Origin of the sequence: Streptomyces sp. NRRL S-337, from assembly GCF_000720175.1 — a bacterium.
Classification (GTDB): domain Bacteria; phylum Actinomycetota; class Actinomycetes; order Streptomycetales; family Streptomycetaceae; genus Streptomyces; species Streptomyces siderophoricus.
The window spans coordinates 119,532-139,120 of record NZ_JOIX01000006.1 but is presented as its reverse complement, the minus strand read 5'-3'; the positions used below and the strand labels follow the sequence as shown (position 1 = coordinate 139,120).

Genomic DNA, 19,589 nt, shown 5'->3' with positions numbered 1-19,589 from the left:
TGGGGCCTATTACTGCTGGAAGGGCGGGCCGGGCTGCTGGTGGCTGTACGGGGAAGGCGGCGGCGCGACAGGGCGCCGGCGCCTGACAATGACCACGACTAGCGCGGTCATGAGTCCCAGCGCCACTACGCCGACGGCGCCCCAGATGACATAGGCCGAAGCCCTACTCCCGTTGGAAGAGGCGTCGGACGAGGCACCGGGAGCCGGTGAAGCCGAGGACGGAGCCGGCAGCGGGCCGTTCTGCGAGCCTGCCGGGATGTCATCGGTCAAGGCGCTGAATGGGCGGATGAACCCGTAGCCGTAGTGCTTGTCCGGGAGCTTCGCACCCTTCACTGAGTCCGGCAACTTGGCTGTCTTCACAAGGCGGTTGGCGATCTGCCCAGCCGTGAGGTTGGGGAACTTGGAGCGGAGGAGGGCTGCAGCGGCTGAGACATAGGCGGCGGCGTCGGAGGTGCCGGTGCCACTTCGATAGCCGTGGTCACGTCCGGCGCCGGGGATGTCCACTCCCGGTGCCGCGAGCAGGTTGTTCGACCCGTAGTTGGACTTCTCCCAGACCTTGCCTGAGGAGTCGACCGCTCCGACCGAGATCACGCCTGGGATGCTCGCGGGGTAGTTCGGTTCGGCAACTCCGTCGTTGCCGGCCGCGGCAACAATGACGGCATCTTTCTTTCGCGCATACTGAACAGCATCGTCCAGGTCAGTGATCTTGAACGTGTCCCCCAGCGACAGATTGATGACTGTCGCTCCGTGGTCGACGGCATAACGGATCGCTTGCGACACGGGGGATTCCCCCTTGCCCGTGCCGATCCGCAGGCCATCTTGAGTGTTGACGAGCAGCGGCAGAATCTTTGCCCCGGGGGCGAGCCCCTTGACGCCAGCTGCGCCCCGGGGCCCGTGACCATGGCCTGCGATCAAGGAGGCCATGGCGGTGCCGTGTGAATTCTCAGTTTCGCGGTCGGCACGACCGCTGCCCTTGAGAAGGTCCTTTCCCGGCAGCACATTGCCCACCAGGTCGGGGTGGGTCCCGTCGACGCCGGTGTCGACAACAGCGACGGTCACCCCCCGACCTGTGGACACCTTCCCAATCGCATCCGCATCGAATGCCGACAAGGCCCACTGACGATCGCGAATGGAATCCGCGGCTGCCGGGGGCGCTACATGCGCGAGACCGACCACGCACAACAGCGCCGTCCCACCTGCCGATCTCATCCATCGTTTGAACGTCACGCCTTGCTGTTTCCTTCCGAACTGTCCGGCTCCAGCGCACGGCTCCGCTCTTCCGGTATGGCGCCGTCCTCCGCCTCCTCAGAGGCCGGAACGCCAACGACTCCCGGCACAACGTCCCGCTGCGAAACCCAGGTCTCTTCATCCTCGACGAGATAGTCAGGACGCTCTGACTTGCGTCGCTCCTTGCCTTTACTGGCGGACTGCCCGCTGGCCGGTACGCCCAGCGGACCACGCGAACGAGACGATCCTTCCGAACGGCCGTTCAGAGCGCCACCCCGACTGCGATGCAGACCTGAGCCGCCCTGTGAACCACGACCCGGTACACCAGGCTTGTTCGGTTCCCCGACGACACCACCGGGACGCCGCGCTACCCCTCCCTGACGGCCACGAGCGGCCCCCTTACCGGACCCGCCGGGGCCCGTGCCGCCGGCAATCGGCGGTCGTCCCGCCTGGCCCGGCTGGCCGGGAGCACCCGGCACAGCGGTCTTCCCTGCAGTAGTACGACCACCCGGAGGCTTGCTCGGAACGCCCGGTGAACCGGGACGCACCGTTCTGCCGCCTGCAGGCCCGCGCCCGCCCATCACCGGGCCACCACCAGGAATGCTCGGCCCACCGATGCCTGAACCAGAGTTGTCAGGAGCCCCGACGACCGGGGCCCCGGGGCCGGTGCCAGGCGGACCGACGGGATTGGCTACACCCCCACGAACACCGTCCAACGCCGTACCAGGACGCGGCGCCTGCGGCATAGGAGGACGCGTCCCGGACCGGGCAGAGCTTCCTGTACCCCCGCCTTCCTGTGAACGCTGAGGCGAAGCAACACCACCCGCGGGAGGCATGCTGCCGGATGCACTCCGGCTGGACGCCCTGGCGGCAGTCCCTGTCCCCCTCCGCGGACTCGCCACGGCTGGAACCACAGCAACTCCCACATCTGGCGGCGGCACCGTCGAATCCGGTGGCGAGATGGGCTTCTCCGAGTCACGGGGTGGTGGTGGCGCCAGCTGATTCGACTTGACGTTGTACGAGGCCCCGAGTTTCTCCATATGGGCGGCCGCCTGCAAGGCAATCTCCCGCCCACGGGACAGCGTGCCCCTGTGCTTGTCCAACGCATCGCCGGAGTTCATGCCGTTGGCAAGATCGTGCTTCAGGGTGTCATCGCTGCGAGAACCGAAATCACTCAGCCAGTCCGCACCATCCTGAACCTTAGAGCCGATGGCTTGAAGGAGGTCCCCACTCTTCGATGCGCCCTCGGAGTCCTGCAGAGCCGTGACGGTCCTTTGGGCATCGCGAAGGTCGATCGCCGCGGCTTTCAAAGTATGCGCCGTATTCTTTGCGTACAAGGAGCCGTTTGCGAGACTCGCGCTCAGAGTCTTTGCGTGCCTTTCGAAGGCTTCTGCGGCTGCACCGTGCCAGTACTCGCGGACATCCGCCACGGCCTTGTCCAGCAGATCCTTTATGCTTCCGTCCGGCGCATCGCCGGCAAGCTGGTCGTGCACGTACATCCAGTGGTCGGCGATCTCATCGACCTTGTCTGGCTGCGCGTCGCGCACCATGGCCTTCAGCGACTCAAGCGTATGGCTTGAGAAGTTGGTGGAGTGTCCACCCCCGCTACCCATCTCATTCCTCCCCGTTGTGCCGACTCACTATTGAGTCGGCGGCAGCCTGCGTCAGCGCATGGACTGGCGGACTTCTTGCTCACGGCTCTCGTAGTCGTCGTGCACGCTTCTCGACTTCTTGCCGGCGTCAGCAATCATGTGCTTCAGCTCGGCGACCATGGCGGCGAGCTCCCGCTTCATCTTGCTGTGCGCATTCCGAAGCCCAGCTTCCTCGGCGAATCCCTGGCCGAGGTATCCCTCCGGCAGCTCTGTCTTGTACTCCGCCGTGGCCCCGACCCCGTCCATGGTGTCCACAAGCGCATTGAGCCGCGTGATGACCTGCTGCAGCGCACTCAGATCGACCCGATATTCCTCGGCCATCTGTAAATCCCCCTTGGTGTCGCAGAACCGTGCCTCGCCCCCCACGCACGGCAGACACATGTAACCGCCCATCAGAAGGCCGGGTCAACCGGCTTCCTGGCGGGTCGCGAGACGACGTATATGTGTCCTGAAAGCGATGCTGATCTGGCTCGCATGACTGCTGCGTCGGGCCGCGCTCACCTGACGGGCACCCCTCCGGGTGTAGCCGAGCTACTGGCGAGCCCGAAGCCGGCCACCGTCGTCACGGCAACTTGAGACCGGTGCAGCCGTGACGTTCGGCCGACCGTGTGGCGAATGTCTTGAGCGCAGAGAGCTCCAATTGCCCATCCGGGGCGAAGTGATCGCTCTCATCGGGCAGGCCCGTAGCGATGTACAACGCCTTGCCTCCGGAAGGACACTCGGCCGTAGCCCAAGTACTGCTGCCTTTACGACCAGCCGGCTTTCCGGGATCGAGCTCGTCCCCATACCCCAGCTGTGCTGGCAGTGCCTGAACGAACGGGCCGTAGAAGGCGCTAACGCGATAGCGGGATTTCCCTGAATCCGAGAGGAGGTAGCAGTTCTCGATAGGCGCCTTCGGATCTGTGGCGCTTTCACGCACAGCGGTCGCGATACCTGCGCAGGTTCCTCTGGCCTTACCTTGCGGCACTTTCGCGTGTGCCGTGTTGTCCGATACACGGTCGATGGAGCCACCGGGACGGACATCGCATCCCCAAGCTCTGGCCGCGTTCTCCGCCGTCTTCACGGTCGTACGCGCAAATCGGGTACGCTGAGCATTTGCCTCGATCGAGTGCGTAGCCTGCCCTTTCACCGTGACGATCAGCGAGGAACGCTTCGGGTCACCAGGGTGGTTTGCGCACGGCATGGTAACCGTTGCGACGAGGTCGTTCCCTGAGCGCCCCTCGTCCATCACCCCTTCCCATCCACGACCGAGCGGAATTGCCATTCCCACATCACCGTACGGCTCAAAGCCGCCGAAGTCATGGAGAGCGCCTGCCGCGCCGGAACTCCAGTCCATTGCCGCCGACAGCCACGCCCGGCCCTCAGGATCGCCTACGGAGCACTTGTTCAGTTGACCTGCATGCGGATTAACTCCACCCTCGGCTTCGACGTCGTGTCCGCGCAGGCGATCAACTCCGAGAAGTTCCTTGACTTCCGAAGTGTCAACGCTGCCCCTGCAAACGTCGGCCAGACTTCGCTCGTCCTGCCAACGATCGTAGGCTCCGCTGAAGTAAAAGACGCAGGGCGCAACCAAGGCAAAGGCGATGACACCGAAAATCAGCAGCCTTTTGCGTTTCACGCGATCGGCTCCCGGCACGGGATCACCGATGCGACGCTGTTCCGTAGCATCAACCATGACTAGTTATTATTCTTCCCTCGACCCAGCGTATCCTGAGCGTCAGTGCGACCGTCCTCATAAATACCCCTCATATCATTCTGCACGGAATGAACGTGTCCCGAATCAGGGTCATCGTTGTGCATCTTGTACCACTCGGCCACCATCTTTTGGACGCCTGATTGTCCGCTGGTCCCGAGTTCACCTCGGATGGTGTTCTCATCTATTTCGCCAGCTCCGGCAGCCTGAACGGCTGAGTCCACATGCTGTTGCCAGGCAGCAGCGCCGACGTCGGTAAGGCGAACCGCGATATCGCCGACTACGGGGAATTTGGTAACGATTCCTGCGGTGGTGTGATAGCCAGCCTTTCCGATCCACCACTTATGATCAGTGAGTCCACTGTCACGCCGATCGAGGATGACATCCCCCTGGATAGCGTCAATGGCGCCGGTAACTCTTGCAGCGTCTCCCATGACACCCCTTACGTCTTTCTCTGGGGCATCGGGCGAGAGGTCAGCCAGCTGCTGTGCCACATGGGCCGTTCCTGCCTCCTGCAGGATGTGGTACGCCTCAGGATCATCCGAGACTCCGCGCATCACCCGAATCAAAGACGACCTGTCGGTGGACATCCGTATCTGTCCAGCGCCTTCGTCCTGCCAGACGCCTGATTCCCCCTTCCCCTGGTGGTCCAGGGACTCGACGTTGTTTCCTGTCAGGATGTCGTGCGTATCCGATACATAGTCGCCAAGCGCGCTGGCGATCGGACGCTGCATACCTTCGGGGAGCTTCTCGTTCTTTGGGCCACCGTCGAGCATGTTGATGCTGTCACGCATGACCCTGGCCTGCGATGCAGTGTGCTCCCGCACAGCATCTTCCCCACCGGGCTGATGCCCGGTTGCGCCGGCTTCGATGGCAAGGGCCAACGACCCCTGCCCCGTCTTCTCCTCGAACCCGTCTTTCACCCACTCACGGTCATCCACAAGGTATTTGAGATTTCCGTTCTCACGAGACTCGCCAGGATCGAGGAACTGGGTGGCAGCATCCGGATTCATGCTCAGCGCATCCATGTACCCCGTCATGGGATCGGCGCCCGGTCCATCTCCGGAGTAGTCGATCCGCAGCATGGTGGAGTCCGGAGCCCACAACTCCCTGGGGGTCGATCCACTTCTGGACTTCTCGTACTTCACGAGGTCCCGGCCGTAGTCATTGAGGAAATCGGCGTCGTAGATCCCGCTGCGCATCAGGCTGCTCATCAACTGGTAGCCCTTCGCGTTGGGGCCACCGCTACCGCCGGGGTCGATCGTCTGCGGGCCCAGCGCCAGCATCTTCTCCTTCCAGCCGTCCATCGCTGCGCTGTCACTCTGCGTGGCCATGCCGAGTGTGGAGCCAAGACCGGCCTGCAAATGCTTCAGAGCAAGGTTGCGTTCGACGCCTCGCTCTCCGGAGCCGGGCCCGGACGCCTCACGCCAGAATTCGAGTACGCCCTTCGGGCCCATGGCGGTAGCGAACTTCTCCGCGAAGACCATGTCGGTTCTGCGCCTGGAAAGGATCTTCCCCAGCCTGTCCAACTCGGCGTTGCTGAGGTCTTCACCCTTCTCGGTCAGCCTCAGTGCCTCGGCCATGTCCTTCTTGGCATCCCGGGCCGAGTCCAGTGACGTATAGATGTTCTTGCTGAAGGAGTCGTTGTTCTTGCCGTTGGCGTCCTGGCGCAGTGCCCAGTCCGCGGCTTCGTCAGCTGCGGTGGCGTCCCTCAGCACCTTCTCGATGCGCCGTTGTATGGCTTCGATCTGGGCCTTGCGCTCCGGCTTGAAGACGTCCACAGACGCGGCGCCAAAGCCTTGGTTCTCGGGATCCACATCGATGACCGTGCCGCTGTCCAGCACTTCAAGCTTCTCGGCCGGTGCTTCCTCATCGACGATCCGGCGAAGCTTCTTCTGTGCGGCGCTGAACTCCGCATGGGCGTCGAGCAGCAGCGTCGCGATCGCTTGCGCCTCTGCCGCGGCGGCACCGTACTGCTTCTTGATCTCAGCGAGAGAGCTCTGCGCCTGGTCGGCCGCGTCCCCTTGCCAGTCAGCCTTGAGTGGGTTCGTGACACGGGCCTCGAACAGCTCTTGCAGCCCCTGGTACTTCTTGGGCAGCAGCTTCCACTCGTCAGCCGCCGCCTGAAGCTTGCCAAGGTCGGCGTGGAGGAGATCGGAGAACGCAACCATGCTCAGCCCCTCCCGCCGTCAAGTGAATCCATCCTGGTCTTCTCACCGTGCTCGTTCCGCTCGTACGAGGAACTGGTGTCGCGCAGCTTTACGTTGGCCTCAAACAACATCGCACTGAGGTGGACAGACTCCTCGGCCCACCGCCTGTGCAACCTGAACAGTCCGCCGGCCGATTGCCAGCCGCGAAGAGCGTTCGACGCCACATCAGTCTCCGCCAGCGTGTGCTGATCCACCTTGTCGGTGTCCCCCTGCAGCTCATCCAACGCCCTGGCCGCCTTGGTCAGAGCGGATGGGCGGACCGTCGATTGATGGCCTACCGCCCCTGCGCCTCCACCCCCGTTGGCACCAGCCGAGTTGAGCTCCATCGTCACGTTCTGGCGCTTGGCGGCATCGGTGAGTGTCCCGTCCGCGTTGTAGCGGAACGGATTGAGACGGCGGTCCCAATCCTGGTCGTAGTTCATCTGCTTCCCCCGTGGCAGTGCAGCCTGTTGAGCGCTGCGAGTGCGCAGCAGAAGGAGCTTAGGACGTCAAGTAGAGCGGGACAATTAGCTCTGCGGTTTGTCTCAAAACCATTGCTGACCTGGGAAGATGAAGGAAACGGGCGAATGGGAAGCGGCACGGTCATGCCCGGTACGGGATTCAACTGACGATGAGTGGCGATGGGGCGCCGCTGCCTCACAAGAGCAACAACCGGTGCGGACGGTGGCGCGCGAGCAGCGGCACGTGATCACCGGGAGCACCACTGGCTCAGCACCAAACTCACGCTGTGGCTCCCAGACAGCCGGTCAGTCGTCCGTCTATCGGCACCTGTCCGGCCGCGTGGGTCCGCGGAATCTTGTCCCACACCGCCACGGCGCGAGCTGGGCGCGGCTGTAGCCAGAGTGACGCCCACCGCCGACGAAACCACGGCGGAGGAGACAGACGGTGAATGCCGGAACGAGTAACCGAATCGTTCCGGCACGTCTCGCCACGGCATCCCAGTCCGCACCCGGCAGTATCCCGTTGGTCACCTGCCGGTGATCGCGCCACCGCCCGCACCGGCTGTGGCCCGTCCGCAACAGCAGCTGGCCAACCGTGCGTCGCCACCACCCGGGCGCTCGCCGGACACCGCGCCCCACCAGTCGCAAACCACCGATCGTGATCCTCCCAGTGGTGGCACCCCTGACAGCCCTGTCCCGCATACCCATCCCTGTGGACAACCAGTGCACATTCCCGGAGGCACTCCCGGGAACCCGCAGGTCAGAGAGGGGAGCCCACCGGGATGCAAAACGGCCCCGACCAGGGCATCTCCCCAGGTCACATGGGGTGTGACGCGACCTTCCCTTGGTTGTGGCTTCTGCCCTGGACTCGAAGAACCTACTGCCAATGCGGCTCGTCACCCCAGTCGTTCAGCCACGTCACGTCTGGAACACAATGAGCCACTCCCTCCCCGGAGCTCGACAGTGCCGCCTTGACGCATGGTCAACCCGACGTCACCGGCAGCACATCAGGCGAAAGCGTTGCCGCTCGTGCCGTCGCGCTCGTCACCCGCTTGCGATGATGACGGCGGCACAGGACCTCGTACCCGACGGCCTCCGCAGCCCCTCGCACATCCCCCACCACGACCTGTTCGCCCTCGACGACCATCTCGCCCCCCACCGTGCGAGCGTTGTGCGTGGCCCGTGCCCCGCACCAGCACATCGCCTCGACCTGAAGCGTCTCAAGCCGGTCCGCCAGTTCGATCAGCCGCTGCGAGCCGGGGAACAACTTGGTCCGGAAGTCCGTAGTGATGCCGAACGCGAAGACATCGAGGTCCAGATCGTCCACGATCCGGGCCAGCTGGTCGATCTGCTCGGGCGACAGGAACTGCGCCTCGTCCACGATGACGTAGTCCACCTTGCCTCCCCTCGACATGCGCTCCACCACGAACGCGTACAGATCCAGCTCGGGACCGGCCTCCACCGCGTCGGTCACCAACCCCAGGCGCGAGGACAGCTTGCCGGACCCCGCACGGTCCTCCCGGGTGAAGATCACGCCCTGCAGCCCGCGGGCCGACCGGTTGTGCGCAATCTGTAGCGCCAGAGTCGACTTCCCACAGTCCATCGTTCCGGAGAAAAATACCAATTCGGACATGGCGCGGGGGATGGCCTTTCGGGTCGGAGTCGTCGCCCACCCAGGGGAGGGCACGGCCCGCGCGGGGCCAACGGGCGGAGGGCACAGGGAAGGTGAAGGGCGGGGTCGCGGGCGGGCTGCGGTCAGGTGCGGACTTCCAGGAGCGGCACCAGCTGCTCCATGGAGGTCATCGACCCGTGCATACCGACCATCTCCGACTCCCGGGGCTCCCGTTCGGTCGCGATGATCACCATGTCGGCGTGGGCGGCCGCGACCACGTCGCCGATCCGGTCACGCACCCGGTCGTCGACGTACGGCCCGAACCACCCGGCGGCGATGGCCTCTTCGCGACTCGCGACCCACATCTGGTCGCCGACCACCTCGCGCCACACGGCGAGCACATCGGCGGCCGCGCCCGGATGGGCGTAGACGTGCCGGGCCCGGCCCTCGCCGCCCAACAGGCGGACGCCGGCGCGGAGTTCCCAGTCCTCGTCGAAGTCGATCCGGGACTCCGGGCCGAACGGGATGTCGATCATGCCGTGGTCGGCGGTGATGTAGAGCGCGCTGCGCGGCGGCAGTTGCTCGGCCAGCCGCTGGGCCAGCCGGTCGACGTACATCAACTGTCCGCGCCAGGCGTCGGAGTTGACGCCGTAGCGGTGGCCCTTGCCGTCGACCTCGGAGTAGTACGTGTAGACCAGCGAACGGTCGTCGGCGGCCAGCTGCGCGGCGGCCAGGTCCATCCGCTCCTCGCCGGAGAGCCGGCCGTGGAAGGTGCCGCCGCTGAGCGCGATCTTGGTCAGCGGGGTGTGCTGGAAGTCCGGCGCGGAGACCTGGCAGGTGTGGATGCCCGCGGCGTCGGCGAGCTGGAAGACCGTCGGGTAGGGCTGCCAGGCGTACGGGTCGGTCCACGGGTACCAGCGCAGCTGGTTCATCAGCTCACCGGTGGCCGGGTCCTGGCAGGTGTAGCCGGGCAGGCCGTGGGCGCCGGGCGGCAGGCCCGTGCCCACCGAGGCGAGCGAGGTCGCGGTGGTCGAGGGGAAGCCGGCGGTGAGCGGACGGCCGCTGCCGTTGAACGACGATCCAAGGAGAGAGGTGAGGAACGGTGCCTCCTCCGGGTGCGCGCGGAGCAGGTCCCAGCCGAGGCCGTCGATCAGGAAGACGCAGGCCCGGTCGGCGGGTGCGAGGTCCATGCCGGTGGCGAGCTCGGCCATGCCGAGACCGGCGGCGATGGTGGGCAGCAGATCGGCGAGCGAGCCGGTGCCGTACTGCGGGACCGGCGCGCCCAGCGGGTCGAGCGGTTCGGGTTCCGGCCAGGCGGGGGCGACGTCGACCATCAGCGGGAGGTGGTGGTGGCCGCGGTGGCCTCGGAGAGCGCCTGGGCGAAGGCGAGCGTCTCGCGCACCGAGTCGGGGCCGTCGCCGGCCTCGCTGACCCGCAGCGAGAGGTCATCGGCGGTGGAGGAACCTGTGTAGCCGTGGTCCGCCTCGCAGTTGGGGTCGCCGCAGGCGGCGGGCTCCAGGTCCAGCCGGGCCACCGCGCCCCACCCGATGGTGAGCACGACCTCGCGGGGCAGCTGGCCGGGAGTGTACGACTCCGGGTTGGCGACCACGCGGCTGAGCACCACGGAGGAGATCCGGCCGAGCTTGACGGACTCGGTGGAGGTGGTGGCGTACGGCGAGGGGGAGGTGGCGTCGGCGGCCTGCTCGTCGGTGTGGCTGACGATGAAGCGGGTGCCGGTCAGGACGAGGACGGTGACGTGGCGGCGGACCTCGTTGGCGTCGAAGGTCGTCTCCTGGTGGACGAGGTACGACACCACCGGCTCACCACCGACCGCGGCCTGCACCGCCTCGGCCACGAGCGTCGGGTAATAGCCACTGCGCTCGATCGCCGCGCGCAGCCCCTGGGTCGTCGTACCGGTCTTAGCCATGGGGTCCATCCTACGGGGCCCGGCGGGCACCACGGCCCCTGCGGGGGCGGGGTCCGTGCGCTCCGGGCGGCTCAGTAGGCGGGCAGGCGGCGGGGGCCCAGGTCGGTGGTGGCGGGCGGCCGGGCCAGGCGGACGGCGGCGCCCAGGACCGACAGGCCGCGCGGGGCGACGACGACCGGTTCGAGCTCCACCCCGACCACCTCGGGATGGTCGTCGACGAGCCGGGAGACCCGGAGCAGCAGCTCGGCGAGGGCGGCGGTGTCCACCGGCTGGGAGCCGCGCCAGCCGAAGAGCAGCGGGGCGGCGCGGATCGAGCGGATCTGCTCGGCGACCTCACGGTCGGTCGCGGGGATGAGGCGGTGGGCGACGTCGCCGAGCAGCTGGGAGGGGGCGCCGGCCAGGCCGAAGGAGAGCACGGCGCCGGCGGCCGGGTCGATGGCGGCGCTGATGACCGTGTCGACGCCGCGCGGCACCATGGACTGGACGACCGGCCGGAGCTCTTCGGGCGAGCCGAGGAAATCGGTCAATTCGGCGTAGGTGCGGCGGAGTTCCGTTTCGCCGGCGATGTCCAGCCGGACTCCGCCGAGGTCGGCGCGGTGCCGCAGGTGGGGCGCGGTGGTCTTGAGGGCCACCGGGTAGCCGAGGCGGTCGGCGGCGCGCACGGCCGCGTCGGGGTCGGGGGCGGGCAGCACGGGGCGGGTATGGATGCCGTAGCGGGCGAGCAGGGCCGCGGCGTCGTCGTCCGGCACCCGTACCGAGCGGCCGCTGGGGACGTCGGCGGTGAGCCGGTCGAGGAGCCGCTCGATGTCGGCACCGGCCGCGGCCTCCTGGATGTCGTCGTACTCGGGCACCCGGCCGGGATCGGCCGCCTCCCGGCGCCAGGCGGCGTAGCGGACGGCCTCGGCGAGCGCCCGTACGGCCCGCTCGGCGGCGGGATAGGCGGGGATGCGCAGCGGGGCGGGACGGCGCCGGGGCGGGGCGGCGGCCTCGGTGGCGGGGGTCGGGGGCGTCCGGTCCGCGGGGCGGGCGCCCGGCGGCGGGCCCGGGGGGAACGGCGGACGGGCGGGCGGGTACGCGGGCCGGGGTGGTGGGGCGGGGGTTGCCGTCGTCGGTGGGGTGAGGGCGGTCGTCGCCGGTGAGGAGGGGCCGGTCGTGGCGGGCGGGTGAGGTTCCGCGGCGGCCGGCGGGACGGGCTGGTCCGCCGCCGGGGACACCGGGTCCGGGAGGGGCGGCGGGGCGGCGAGGGTCTCAGCCAGGGCGTCCATGGCGAGGTGCACGACCGTGACCGGCTTCTCCGGGTGGGCCGCGGCGGCCGCGCGCAGGGCCGCGGCGAGCGCGGTGCCCTCGCTCGCGCCCGGGGAGGCGCCGTCCTCCTCCCCCACCCAGGGAATGGCCGTGACGATCACCGCGTCGCAGCCGTCGCTGGAGAGCGTCTCGTCGAGCGCGGCGCGGAAGTCGTCCGGTGTCGCGGCGGAGGGCAGCACCCGGGGGCGCAGCGGCCGCAGTCGCTCGGTCAGACAGGCGTCGTAGGCGAGCAGGGCCAGCGACTCGGAGTTGCCGAGGATGGCGATGCGCGGGCCGGCCGGCAGCGGCTGGGAGGCCAGCAGCAGCCCGGCGTCGATCAGCTCGGTGACGGTGTCGACGCGGATCACCCCGGCCTGGCGCATCAGGGCGGCGACCGTGCTGTCGGGGACGCGGACGGTGGGCACGGCGTGGCCGGGCGGGGCGGTGCCGTTGTGCCGGGCGCCCCGGGCGACCACGACCGGCTTGACGGCGGCGGTGCGGCGGGCCAGCCGGGCGAACTTGCGGGGGTTGCCGATGGTCTCCAGGTAGAGGATCACGACGTCGGTGTCGGGGTCCTCGTACCAGTACTGGAGGAGGTCGTTGCCGGAGACGTCGGCGCGGTTGCCGGCCGAGACGAACGCGGAGATGCCGGCGATCCCGCCGTCCCCGGGGCCGCGGGCGTGCAGTCCGCTGAGCAGGGCGATGCCGATGGCGCCGGACTGGGTGAACAGGCCGATGTGGCCGGCGCCGGGCATCTGCGGGGCGAGGGAGGCGTTCAGCCGGACGTCGGCGGAGGTGTTGATCAGGCCGAAGGCGTTCGGCCCGATGAGCCGCATGCCGTACGAGCGGGCCTGGTGGAGCACCGCGCGCTGCCGCTCCCTGCCCTCGGGGCCCGCCTCGGCGTAACCGGAGGAGAGGATCAGCACGCCCTGGACGCGGTGTTCGCCGCAGTCGCGGATCACTTCGGGGACGCGCTCCGCGGGGACGGCGATGACCGCGAGGTCGACCGGGTCGGGGATCTCCCGGAGCGCGCGGACCGCCGGCACGCCTTCGGGGTCGAGCCGCCGCAGGTCGTCGGGGAAGGCGTGGTTGACCGCGTGCAGCCGGCCGGTGAAGCCGGCGTCGAGGATGTGGCGCAGGGCCGTGCGGCCGATGCCGCCGGGGGCGCGGCCGGTGCCGATGACGGCGACCGAGCCGGGCGCGAGCAGCCGCTGGACGGAGCGGGCCTCGGCGCGCTGCTCGCGGCTGCGCATCACGGCCATGGACTGCTCGGTCGGTTCGAGGTCGAACTCCAGCCGCACCACGCCGTCTTCGAAGGTGCGCTTCTGGGTGTAGCCGGCGTCCGTGAAGACCTTGATCATCTTGGTGTTGGCGGGCAGCACCTCGGCGGCGAACCGCCGGATGCCGCGCTCGCGGGCGACGGCCGCGACATGCTCCAGAAGGGCGGAGGCGACCCCACGCCCCTGATGGGCGTCCTGCACCAGGAAGGCGACCTCGGCCTGGTCGTCCTCGGGGCTCTTGGCGGGCAGCCCCTGGTCGTTGATCCGGTCGTAGCGGACGGTGGCGATGAACTCGCCGCCGACCGTGGCCGCGAGCCCGACCCGGTCGACGTAGTCGTGGTGGGTGAAGCGGTGCACATCGCGGTCGGACAGGCGCGGGTAGGGCGCGAAGAAGCGGTAGTACTTGGACTCGTCCGAGACCTGCTCGTAGAAGGAGACCAGCCGCTCGGCGTCGTCGGGGGTGATGGGGCGGATCCGCGCCGTGCCGCCGTCGCGCAGCACCACGTCGGCTTCCCAGTGGGTCGGGTATGCGTGGTCCGGCGGCTTCTGCATGCGGACAGCGTACGACCGGCCACCGACAACCGGCCCGGCGCGCGTAATCTCGGGGTCGGGGGAGGCTGGGAGCAGTCCCGGCCGCGTGAGAGAATGGTCTAGACAACAGTCACGACTTTGAAGGGCAACACCATGGCTGAGCGCCGCGTCAATGTCGGTTGGGCCGAGGGCCTGCACGCCCGCCCCGCATCGATCTTCGTCCGGGCGGCCACCGCCGCCGGCGTCCCGATGACGATCGCCAAGGCCGATGGCAACCCGGTCAACGCGGCCTCCATGCTCGCGGTCCTGGGCCTGGGCGCCCAGGGCGGCGAGGAGATCGTGCTGGCCTCGGACGCCGAGGGCGCCGAGGAAGCGCTCGACCGCCTGGCCAAGCTCGTCGCCGAGGGTCTCGAAGAGCTTCCCGAGACCGTGTGAGTCCACCGGGACGCCCCTTCGTACGACGGCCCCGCCACGGTGACCTGAAAAGGTGCCGCGGCGGGGCCGTTCCGCGTGCCGAAGAAATACGGTTCCGGGGAAATGCCGTTCCGGACAAGTGCCGTGCCGGGGGAATGTCCTGCCCCGCCCCCACGCAAATGCCGTGCCCGCTGCCGCGGAATAATCATTGCCTGGGACCAATGCGCGGGAAAGGCATGCACGGGAAAGCCTGCGAGCTCATGTGCGTGCCGGAAAAGCAGGCGCGCGCCGGTACCCCGAAATCAAAGACGGGCGCCATCGATCCAAGGCGCAAAACATCCGCCTCGAAATCGCGTACCCCTTTGTATACGGCCCGCTTGTTAAGAACGGGCGCGCGCTGTGTTGACGGGCCGTTTCGTGTCGCTCACGTCGGGTGCCGCGATGCGCCTCAGCCGGTACACCGGGAGCGACCGCTCGATGTGCGCCGCCATCAGGGCGCGGGCCCGTTCCGCGTCGCCCCGGGCCACCGCGTCCAGTACCGCGCCGTGGTCGTCCCAGGCCTCACCGGCCCGCGGCGGCGGCTCCATCGCATACATCCACTCGATCTTGCGGCGCAGCTGGGTCAGCAGTGCGGTCAGGCTGGGGCTGCCGGCCGCCTGGGCCAGCGTCTCGTGGAACCAGCCGTCGAGTTGGCGCAGGTCGGCGGGGCTGCCGTGGCGGGCCCGCTCGCGACCCAGCCGTACCAGACCGCGCAGCACCTTCAGGTGGGCGGGAGTACGCCGGGCGGCCGCGCGGGCCGCGCCCAGCGGCTCCAGCAGGGCGCGGATGTCCAGTAGGTCGGCGGCCTCCTGCTCGGTGGGCTCGGCGACGCAGGCGCCCGCGTGGTGGCGGGTGGTGACGAAGCCCTCCGACTGCAGGGTGCGCAGCGCTTCGCGGACCGGCACTCTGGAGACGCCGTAGCGCGCCGCCAGGATCTCCTCGATCAGCCGGCTCCCCGGCGCCAGTGCACCGGAGACGATGTCCTCGCGAATCGCCGTGCACACCGCATGCGCGGAAATATGGCCTCGCATCGATCGTGCCTCCGCCGTAATCCCCGGAAAACGCCGCCGGTCGGCGGCTTTTCCGAGACTCTATTCGACCGGCGGGGCTTTTCCGACGGACTCCGCGTATTCGGCGATATTTTTTGGCCAGCGGGCGCGGGGCATGCTCAGGCGTGCGCCGAGGGCGTGCGGGCGGGCCGGTCGGACGCCAGCTCAGACGTCGACGCCGTGCGACCGCAGATACGCGATCGGGTCGATGTCGGAGCCGTAGTCCGGGCCGGTGCGGGCCTCGAAGTGCAGATGCGGGCCGGTGGCGTTGCCGGTGGCCCCGGAGAGGCCGATCTGCTGGCCGGGGGTGACGGTCTGGCCGACGGAGACGCCGATCGACGACAGGTGGCCGTACTGGGTGTACGTGCCGTCGTGCATCTTGATCACGATGTTGTTGCCGTACGCGCCGCCCCAGCCGGCCTCGACGACGGTGCCCGCGCCGACCGCGTGGACGGAGGTCCCGGTGGCGGCGTGGAAGTCGATGCCGGTGTGGCTGCCGGACGACCACAGGCTGCTGGAGGCCTGGTAGCCGGTGGAGACGTAGGAGTCCGCTACGGGGGCGACGAAGGCGTTCAGGCGCTTGCGCTCGGCGTCCCGGGCGGCCCGCTCCTTGGCCTCGCGCTCCGCCTTGGCCTTCTTCCTGGCCGCCTCGGCGTGCCGCTCGGCCTCCGCCGCGCGCTTCTTGGCCTCGGCCTCGGCCTTCGCCTTCACGGCGGCGACCTCGGCGGCGGCCTGCTGGGCGTCGGCCTGGACCTCCAGGCGGTGGGCGAGCTCGTCACCGAGCACGACGGCCTGGGTGAGGCCGGTGTCCTGGGCGCGGGCCGCGTCGGAGGCGGCCAGCGCCGGCGAAGCCAGGGTTCCGACGACGCCGGAGGTGGCGAGGGTGGCTATGCCGGCGAGCTTGCGGGTCGTCCGGGCGCTGCGGCTGGCCCGGCGGTGCTTCCCGGTGGCACGGGTGAACGCCATGTGCTGGCTTGTCCTTTCCTTCCCTCTCGCCTACCGGGTTAGCTGACGGGTTCGGAGCAGGAAGGTCTCCTACGGGCTCCTCCGGAGAGGGGCCCGATTCACCCCAGGGACGTGGGTCCCCGGCTCCCCTGGCTCGCGCCGTACGGGGACTCGGCGATGACTGTCCGGTGCCACTGTTGTGGCGGAGTTGTGACGAACAGCCGGACCGACGCTAATCGGGGCCACTTTGCGGAGCCAAACAGAACCGCGATTTTGTGCGGGATGCCACAAGTTCCGGCCCAACGAGCCCTCACAAACCGGACATACGGCGGACTCCGTCGGACTCCGATGGACTCCCCCAGACATGCGACGGCTCCCGTGGTGAACGCACACCACGGGAGCCGGTCAGGACATGACGCGTCGTCATGCGCCAAGGGGGCGCTAGCCGCTGACGACCGTCACCTCTCCGATGCCCAGCGCCTTGACGGGCTCGGTGATCTGCGCTGCGTCGCCCACCAGGACGGTCACCAGGCGGTCCACCGGGAAGGCGTTGACGGCGGCGGCGGTCGCCTCGACCGTGCCGGTCTCCGCGAGCCGGAGGTACAACTGCGCCTGGAAGTCGTCCGGGAGCTGCTGCTCCACCTGGTCGGCGAGGGTGCCCGCGACGGCCGCCGCGGTCTCGTACTTGAGCGGCGCCACCCCGACGAGGTTCTGCACCGCGACGTCCCGCTCCTCGTCCGTCAGTCCCTCTGCCGCGAGGGTCCGCAGCACCTTCCAGAGGTCCTCCAGCGCGGGCCCGGTGGAGGCGGTGTCCACCGAGCCGCTGATGGCGAGCAACGCCGCGCCGGTGGTGCCCTCGGGGGACGTGGGGGCCGTGGAGCGCAATACCTGGCCGAAGGCGCGCACCCCGTAGGTGTAGCCCTTCTCCTCGCGCAGCACGCGGTCCAGCCGGGAGGTGAGGGTGCCGCCCAGGCAGTACGTGCCGAGCACCTGGGCGGGCCACACGCGGTCGTGCCGGTCGGCGCCGATCCGGCCGAGGAGCAGCTGTGTCTGGACCGCGCCGGGGCGGTCCACGATCACCACGCGGCCGGTGTCGTCGGCGGCGATCGGCGTGGCCCTGACCGGCTCGGCGGTCGAACCGCTCCAGGCGCCGAGGGTGTCGGCGAGCGCCGCGGCGAGGTCGATGCCGGTGAAGTCACCGACGATCACGGCGGTGGCCGTGGCGGGCCGGACGTGCGCGTCGTAGAAAGCGCGCACGGCCGCGGCGTCGATCCGCGCGACGGTCTCCTCGGTGCCCTGGCGGGGGCGGGAGATCCGCGCGGTGGACGGGAACAGCTCCTTGGAGAGCGCCATCGCCGCGCGCCGGGCCGGGTTGGCGAGCTCGTGCGGGATCTCGTCGAGGCGGTTGCGGACCAGCCGCTCGATCTCGCTCTCCGGGAAGGCGGGGGCGCGCAGCGCGTCGGCGAGCAGGCCGAGCGCGCGGGTCAGCCGGGACGCCGGGACCTCCAGGGAGACCCGTACGCCGGGGTGGTCGGCGTGCGCGTCCAGCGTGGCGCCGCAGCGCTCCAGCTCGGCGGCGAAGCCCTCCGCGTCGTATTTGTCGGTGCCCTCGGACAGGGCACGCGCCATGATCGTGGCGACACCGTCCAGGCCCTCGGGCTCGGCGTCCAGCGGGGCGACGAGGTTGATCTCGACCGCGACGACCTGCTGGCCGGGGCGGTGGCTGGTCAGGAGTGTGAGGCCGTTGGGCAGTTGGCTGCGCTCGGGGGCCGGGAAGGCCCACGGCTTGGGCGCGCCGCTCTGGGGCTGCGGGTGGAACTGCATGGTGCTCCCTGCGGAATCCTGACGGGTGGCGTCGCTCACTGCTCCGTCTCCCCTTCCTCGGCGCCGTTGCCGGCCGGCTCGGTGGGCTCGTAGACGAGCACCGCGCGGTTGTCGGGGCGCAGCCGGGCCTTGGCGACCGCCTGCACCTCCTCGGGGGTGATGTCCAGGACCCGCTGTACGGCGGTCAGCGCGAGCTGCGGGTCGCCGAACAGGACGGCGAAGCGGCACAGTTCGTCGGCGCGGCCGCTGACCGTCGCCAGGCGGTCCAGCCACTCGCGCTCCAGCTGGGCCTGCGCCCGTTCCATCTCCTCCGGGGTGGGCCCCTCGGCGGCGAACCGCGCCAGCTCCTCGTCCACCGCGCGCTCGATGGCGGGCACCTCCACCCCGGCGGATGTCTTCACGTCCAGCCAGCCCAGGGAGGGCGCACCGGCCAGCCGCAGCAGACCGAAGCCGGCGGCGACGGCGCTGCGGTCGCGGCGCACCAGCCGGTTGTACAGGCGCGAGGACTCGCCGCCGCCCAGGACGGTCAGCGCGAGGTCGGCGGCGTCCGCCTCACGGGTGCCGTCGTGCGGCAGGCGGTAGGCCGCCATCAGGGCGCGGGAGGGCACCTCCTCCTCGACGACCTCGCGCAGCTCGCTGCCGATCACGTCGGGCAGGGTGCCGTCCCGGGGCGGCTGCTTGCCGTCGTGGGAGGGGATCGAGCCGAAGTACTTCTCGATCCAGGCCAGCGTCCGGGCCGGGTCGATGTCGCCGACGACCGACAGGACGGCGTTGTTGGGCGCGTAGTACGTACGGAAGAACGCCCGGGCGTCCTCCAGGGAGGCGGCGTCCAGATCGGCCATCGACCCGATGGGGGTGTGGTGGTACGGGTGGCCCTCGGGGTACGCCATGGCCGTCAGCTTCTCGAAGGCCGTGCCGTAGGGGACGTTGTCGTAGCGCTGGCGGCGCTCGTTCTTGACGACGTCGCGCTGGTTCTCCAGGGACTCCTCGTCGAGCGCGGTCAGCAGCGAACCCATGCGGTCCGCCTCCAGCCAGAGCGCCAGCTCCAGCTCGTGGGCGGGCATGGTCTCGAAGTAGTTGGTGCGCTCGAAGCTCGTGGTGCCGTTGAGCGAACCGCCGGCGCCCTGCACCAGCTCGAAGTGGCCGTTCCCCTTCACCTGCGCGGAACCCTGGAACATCAGGTGCTCGAAGAGGTGAGCCAGGCCCGTACGGCCCTTGACCTCATGGCGGGAGCCGACGTCGTACCAGAGGCAGACCGCTGCGACCGGGGTCAGGTGGTCTTCGGAGAGCACCACGCGCAGGCCGTTGGCCAGCCGGTGCTCGGTCGCTGTCAGGCCGCCGGAGCCGGCTTGTTCTGTGGCCGTGTGACCCATGGGCATGTACGTCCCTTCGATCGCTTGCGAAGAAGTTCTGTCACTGTATGCAACCGCGTCGGCATCTGGCGAAGTTCCCGCAGGACCGC

At 69.0% G+C, this 19,589-nt stretch carries 15 protein-coding genes and 1 riboswitch; of the genes, 2 read left to right on the top strand and 13 right to left on the bottom strand.

What is annotated here, in order from left to right; all coding sequences use genetic code 11:
• Positions 1-9: 9 nt before the first annotated feature.
• On the bottom strand, positions 10-1,227 hold the full coding sequence (gene mycP, locus IG62_RS0107820; protein WP_158795004.1) for a type VII secretion-associated serine protease mycosin: 1,218 nt from the start codon (positions 1,225-1,227) through the stop codon (positions 10-12).
• Between the two features lie 1,373 nt (positions 1,228-2,600).
• Between mycP and IG62_RS0107815 the strand changes: the two genes are divergently transcribed.
• Positions 2,601-2,807, top strand: a complete 207-nt coding sequence (locus tag IG62_RS0107815) for a hypothetical protein (RefSeq protein WP_030799074.1) — start codon at positions 2,601-2,603, stop codon at positions 2,805-2,807.
• An 84-nt stretch (positions 2,808-2,891) separates the two neighbouring features.
• On the opposite strand, the gene IG62_RS0107810 is transcribed toward IG62_RS0107815, so the two are convergent.
• The 8 genes from IG62_RS0107810 to IG62_RS0107775 all read right to left on the bottom strand — a co-directional run bounded on the left by IG62_RS0107810 (position 2,892) and on the right by IG62_RS0107775 (position 13,877).
• Positions 2,892-3,200, bottom strand: coding sequence for a hypothetical protein (locus IG62_RS0107810; protein ID WP_030799071.1), 309 nt, complete (start codon positions 3,198-3,200; stop codon positions 2,892-2,894).
• 241 nt (positions 3,201-3,441) lie between these two features.
• Positions 3,442-4,554, bottom strand: coding sequence for a hypothetical protein (locus IG62_RS47085; protein WP_158795003.1), 1,113 nt, complete (start codon positions 4,552-4,554; stop codon positions 3,442-3,444).
• Positions 4,555-4,556: 2 nt separating this feature from the next.
• Complete coding sequence (locus IG62_RS0107800; protein ID WP_030799065.1) at positions 4,557-6,743, bottom strand: DUF6571 family protein; 2,187 nt, start codon at positions 6,741-6,743, stop codon at positions 4,557-4,559.
• Between the two features lie 2 nt (positions 6,744-6,745).
• Entirely contained in the window at positions 6,746-7,204 is a 459-nt protein-coding gene (locus IG62_RS0107795) for a hypothetical protein (RefSeq protein ID WP_030799063.1), read from the bottom strand.
• A gap of 1,000 nt (positions 7,205-8,204) precedes the next feature.
• Positions 8,205-8,855 carry a thymidine kinase gene (locus tag IG62_RS0107790; protein ID WP_030799059.1) on the bottom strand — a complete coding sequence of 217 codons (651 nt, stop codon included), beginning with the start codon at positions 8,853-8,855 and terminating at the stop codon, positions 8,205-8,207.
• 122 nt (positions 8,856-8,977) lie between these two features.
• A complete protein-coding gene (locus IG62_RS0107785; RefSeq protein ID WP_030799056.1) occupies positions 8,978-10,168 on the bottom strand; it encodes an alkaline phosphatase family protein in 1,191 nt (396 codons plus the stop codon).
• Positions 10,168-10,761, bottom strand: a complete 594-nt coding sequence (locus IG62_RS0107780; protein WP_030799055.1) for a DUF5998 family protein — start codon at positions 10,759-10,761, stop codon at positions 10,168-10,170. The genes IG62_RS0107785 and IG62_RS0107780 overlap by 1 nt, the downstream gene beginning before the upstream one ends.
• Positions 10,762-10,832: 71 nt before the next feature.
• Positions 10,833-13,877: a bifunctional GNAT family N-acetyltransferase/acetate--CoA ligase family protein gene (locus IG62_RS0107775; protein WP_030799054.1), complete on the bottom strand. Its 3,045-nt coding sequence runs from the start codon at positions 13,875-13,877 to the stop codon at positions 10,833-10,835.
• A 132-nt stretch (positions 13,878-14,009) separates the two neighbouring features.
• On the opposite strand from IG62_RS0107775, the gene IG62_RS0107770 reads away from it, so the two are divergent.
• Positions 14,010-14,291 (top strand): HPr family phosphocarrier protein, encoded by a 282-nt coding sequence (locus tag IG62_RS0107770; protein ID WP_030799053.1) that lies wholly within the window; start codon positions 14,010-14,012, stop codon positions 14,289-14,291.
• A gap of 359 nt (positions 14,292-14,650) precedes the next feature.
• Here the strand turns inward: IG62_RS0107770 and IG62_RS0107765 are convergent, their stop codons facing one another.
• The 4 genes from IG62_RS0107765 to IG62_RS0107750 all read right to left on the bottom strand — a co-directional run bounded on the left by IG62_RS0107765 (position 14,651) and on the right by IG62_RS0107750 (position 19,500).
• Complete coding sequence (locus IG62_RS0107765) at positions 14,651-15,340, bottom strand: GntR family transcriptional regulator (RefSeq protein ID WP_030799051.1); 690 nt, start codon at positions 15,338-15,340, stop codon at positions 14,651-14,653.
• Between the two features lie 183 nt (positions 15,341-15,523).
• Positions 15,524-16,324 carry a M23 family metallopeptidase gene (locus IG62_RS0107760; protein ID WP_030799049.1) on the bottom strand — a complete coding sequence of 267 codons (801 nt, stop codon included), beginning with the start codon at positions 16,322-16,324 and terminating at the stop codon, positions 15,524-15,526.
• Between the two features lie 12 nt (positions 16,325-16,336).
• A riboswitch (cyclic di-AMP (ydaO/yuaA leader) is annotated at positions 16,337-16,490 on the bottom strand.
• Positions 16,491-16,744: 254 nt separating this feature from the next.
• Positions 16,745-18,127 (bottom strand): M16 family metallopeptidase, encoded by a 1,383-nt coding sequence (locus IG62_RS0107755; protein ID WP_030799047.1) that lies wholly within the window; start codon positions 18,125-18,127, stop codon positions 16,745-16,747.
• 35 nt (positions 18,128-18,162) lie between these two features.
• Positions 18,163-19,500 (bottom strand): M16 family metallopeptidase, encoded by a 1,338-nt coding sequence (locus IG62_RS0107750; protein ID WP_030799045.1) that lies wholly within the window; start codon positions 19,498-19,500, stop codon positions 18,163-18,165.
• Positions 19,501-19,589: the final 89 nt, after the last annotated feature.

Bases quoted from the DNA above. Each gene is read 5' to 3' on its own strand.
- IG62_RS0107770 (WP_030799053.1), top strand. From the start codon at position 14,010: ATGGCTGAGCGCCGCGTCAATGTCGGTTGGGCCGAGGGCCTGCACGCC.
- IG62_RS0107780 (WP_030799055.1), bottom strand. From the start codon at position 10,761: ATGGCTAAGACCGGTACGACGACCCAGGGGCTGCGCGCGGCGATCGAG.
- IG62_RS47085 (WP_158795003.1), bottom strand. From the start codon at position 4,554: ATGGTTGATGCTACGGAACAGCGTCGCATCGGTGATCCCGTGCCGGGA.
- IG62_RS0107760 (WP_030799049.1), bottom strand. From the start codon at position 16,324: ATGGCGTTCACCCGTGCCACCGGGAAGCACCGCCGGGCCAGCCGCAGC.
- IG62_RS0107755 (WP_030799047.1), bottom strand. From the start codon at position 18,127: ATGCAGTTCCACCCGCAGCCCCAGAGCGGCGCGCCCAAGCCGTGGGCC.
- IG62_RS0107785 (WP_030799056.1), bottom strand. From the start codon at position 10,168: ATGGTCGACGTCGCCCCCGCCTGGCCGGAACCCGAACCGCTCGACCCG.
- IG62_RS0107810 (WP_030799071.1), bottom strand. From the start codon at position 3,200: ATGGCCGAGGAATATCGGGTCGATCTGAGTGCGCTGCAGCAGGTCATC.
- IG62_RS0107775 (WP_030799054.1), bottom strand. From the start codon at position 13,877: ATGCAGAAGCCGCCGGACCACGCATACCCGACCCACTGGGAAGCCGAC.
- IG62_RS0107750 (WP_030799045.1), bottom strand. From the start codon at position 19,500: ATGGGTCACACGGCCACAGAACAAGCCGGCTCCGGCGGCCTGACAGCG.
- IG62_RS0107795 (WP_030799063.1), bottom strand. From the start codon at position 7,204: ATGAACTACGACCAGGATTGGGACCGCCGTCTCAATCCGTTCCGCTAC.
- IG62_RS0107765 (WP_030799051.1), bottom strand. From the start codon at position 15,340: ATGCGAGGCCATATTTCCGCGCATGCGGTGTGCACGGCGATTCGCGAG.
- IG62_RS0107800 (WP_030799065.1), bottom strand. From the start codon at position 6,743: ATGGTTGCGTTCTCCGATCTCCTCCACGCCGACCTTGGCAAGCTTCAG.
- IG62_RS0107790 (WP_030799059.1), bottom strand. From the start codon at position 8,855: ATGTCCGAATTGGTATTTTTCTCCGGAACGATGGACTGTGGGAAGTCG.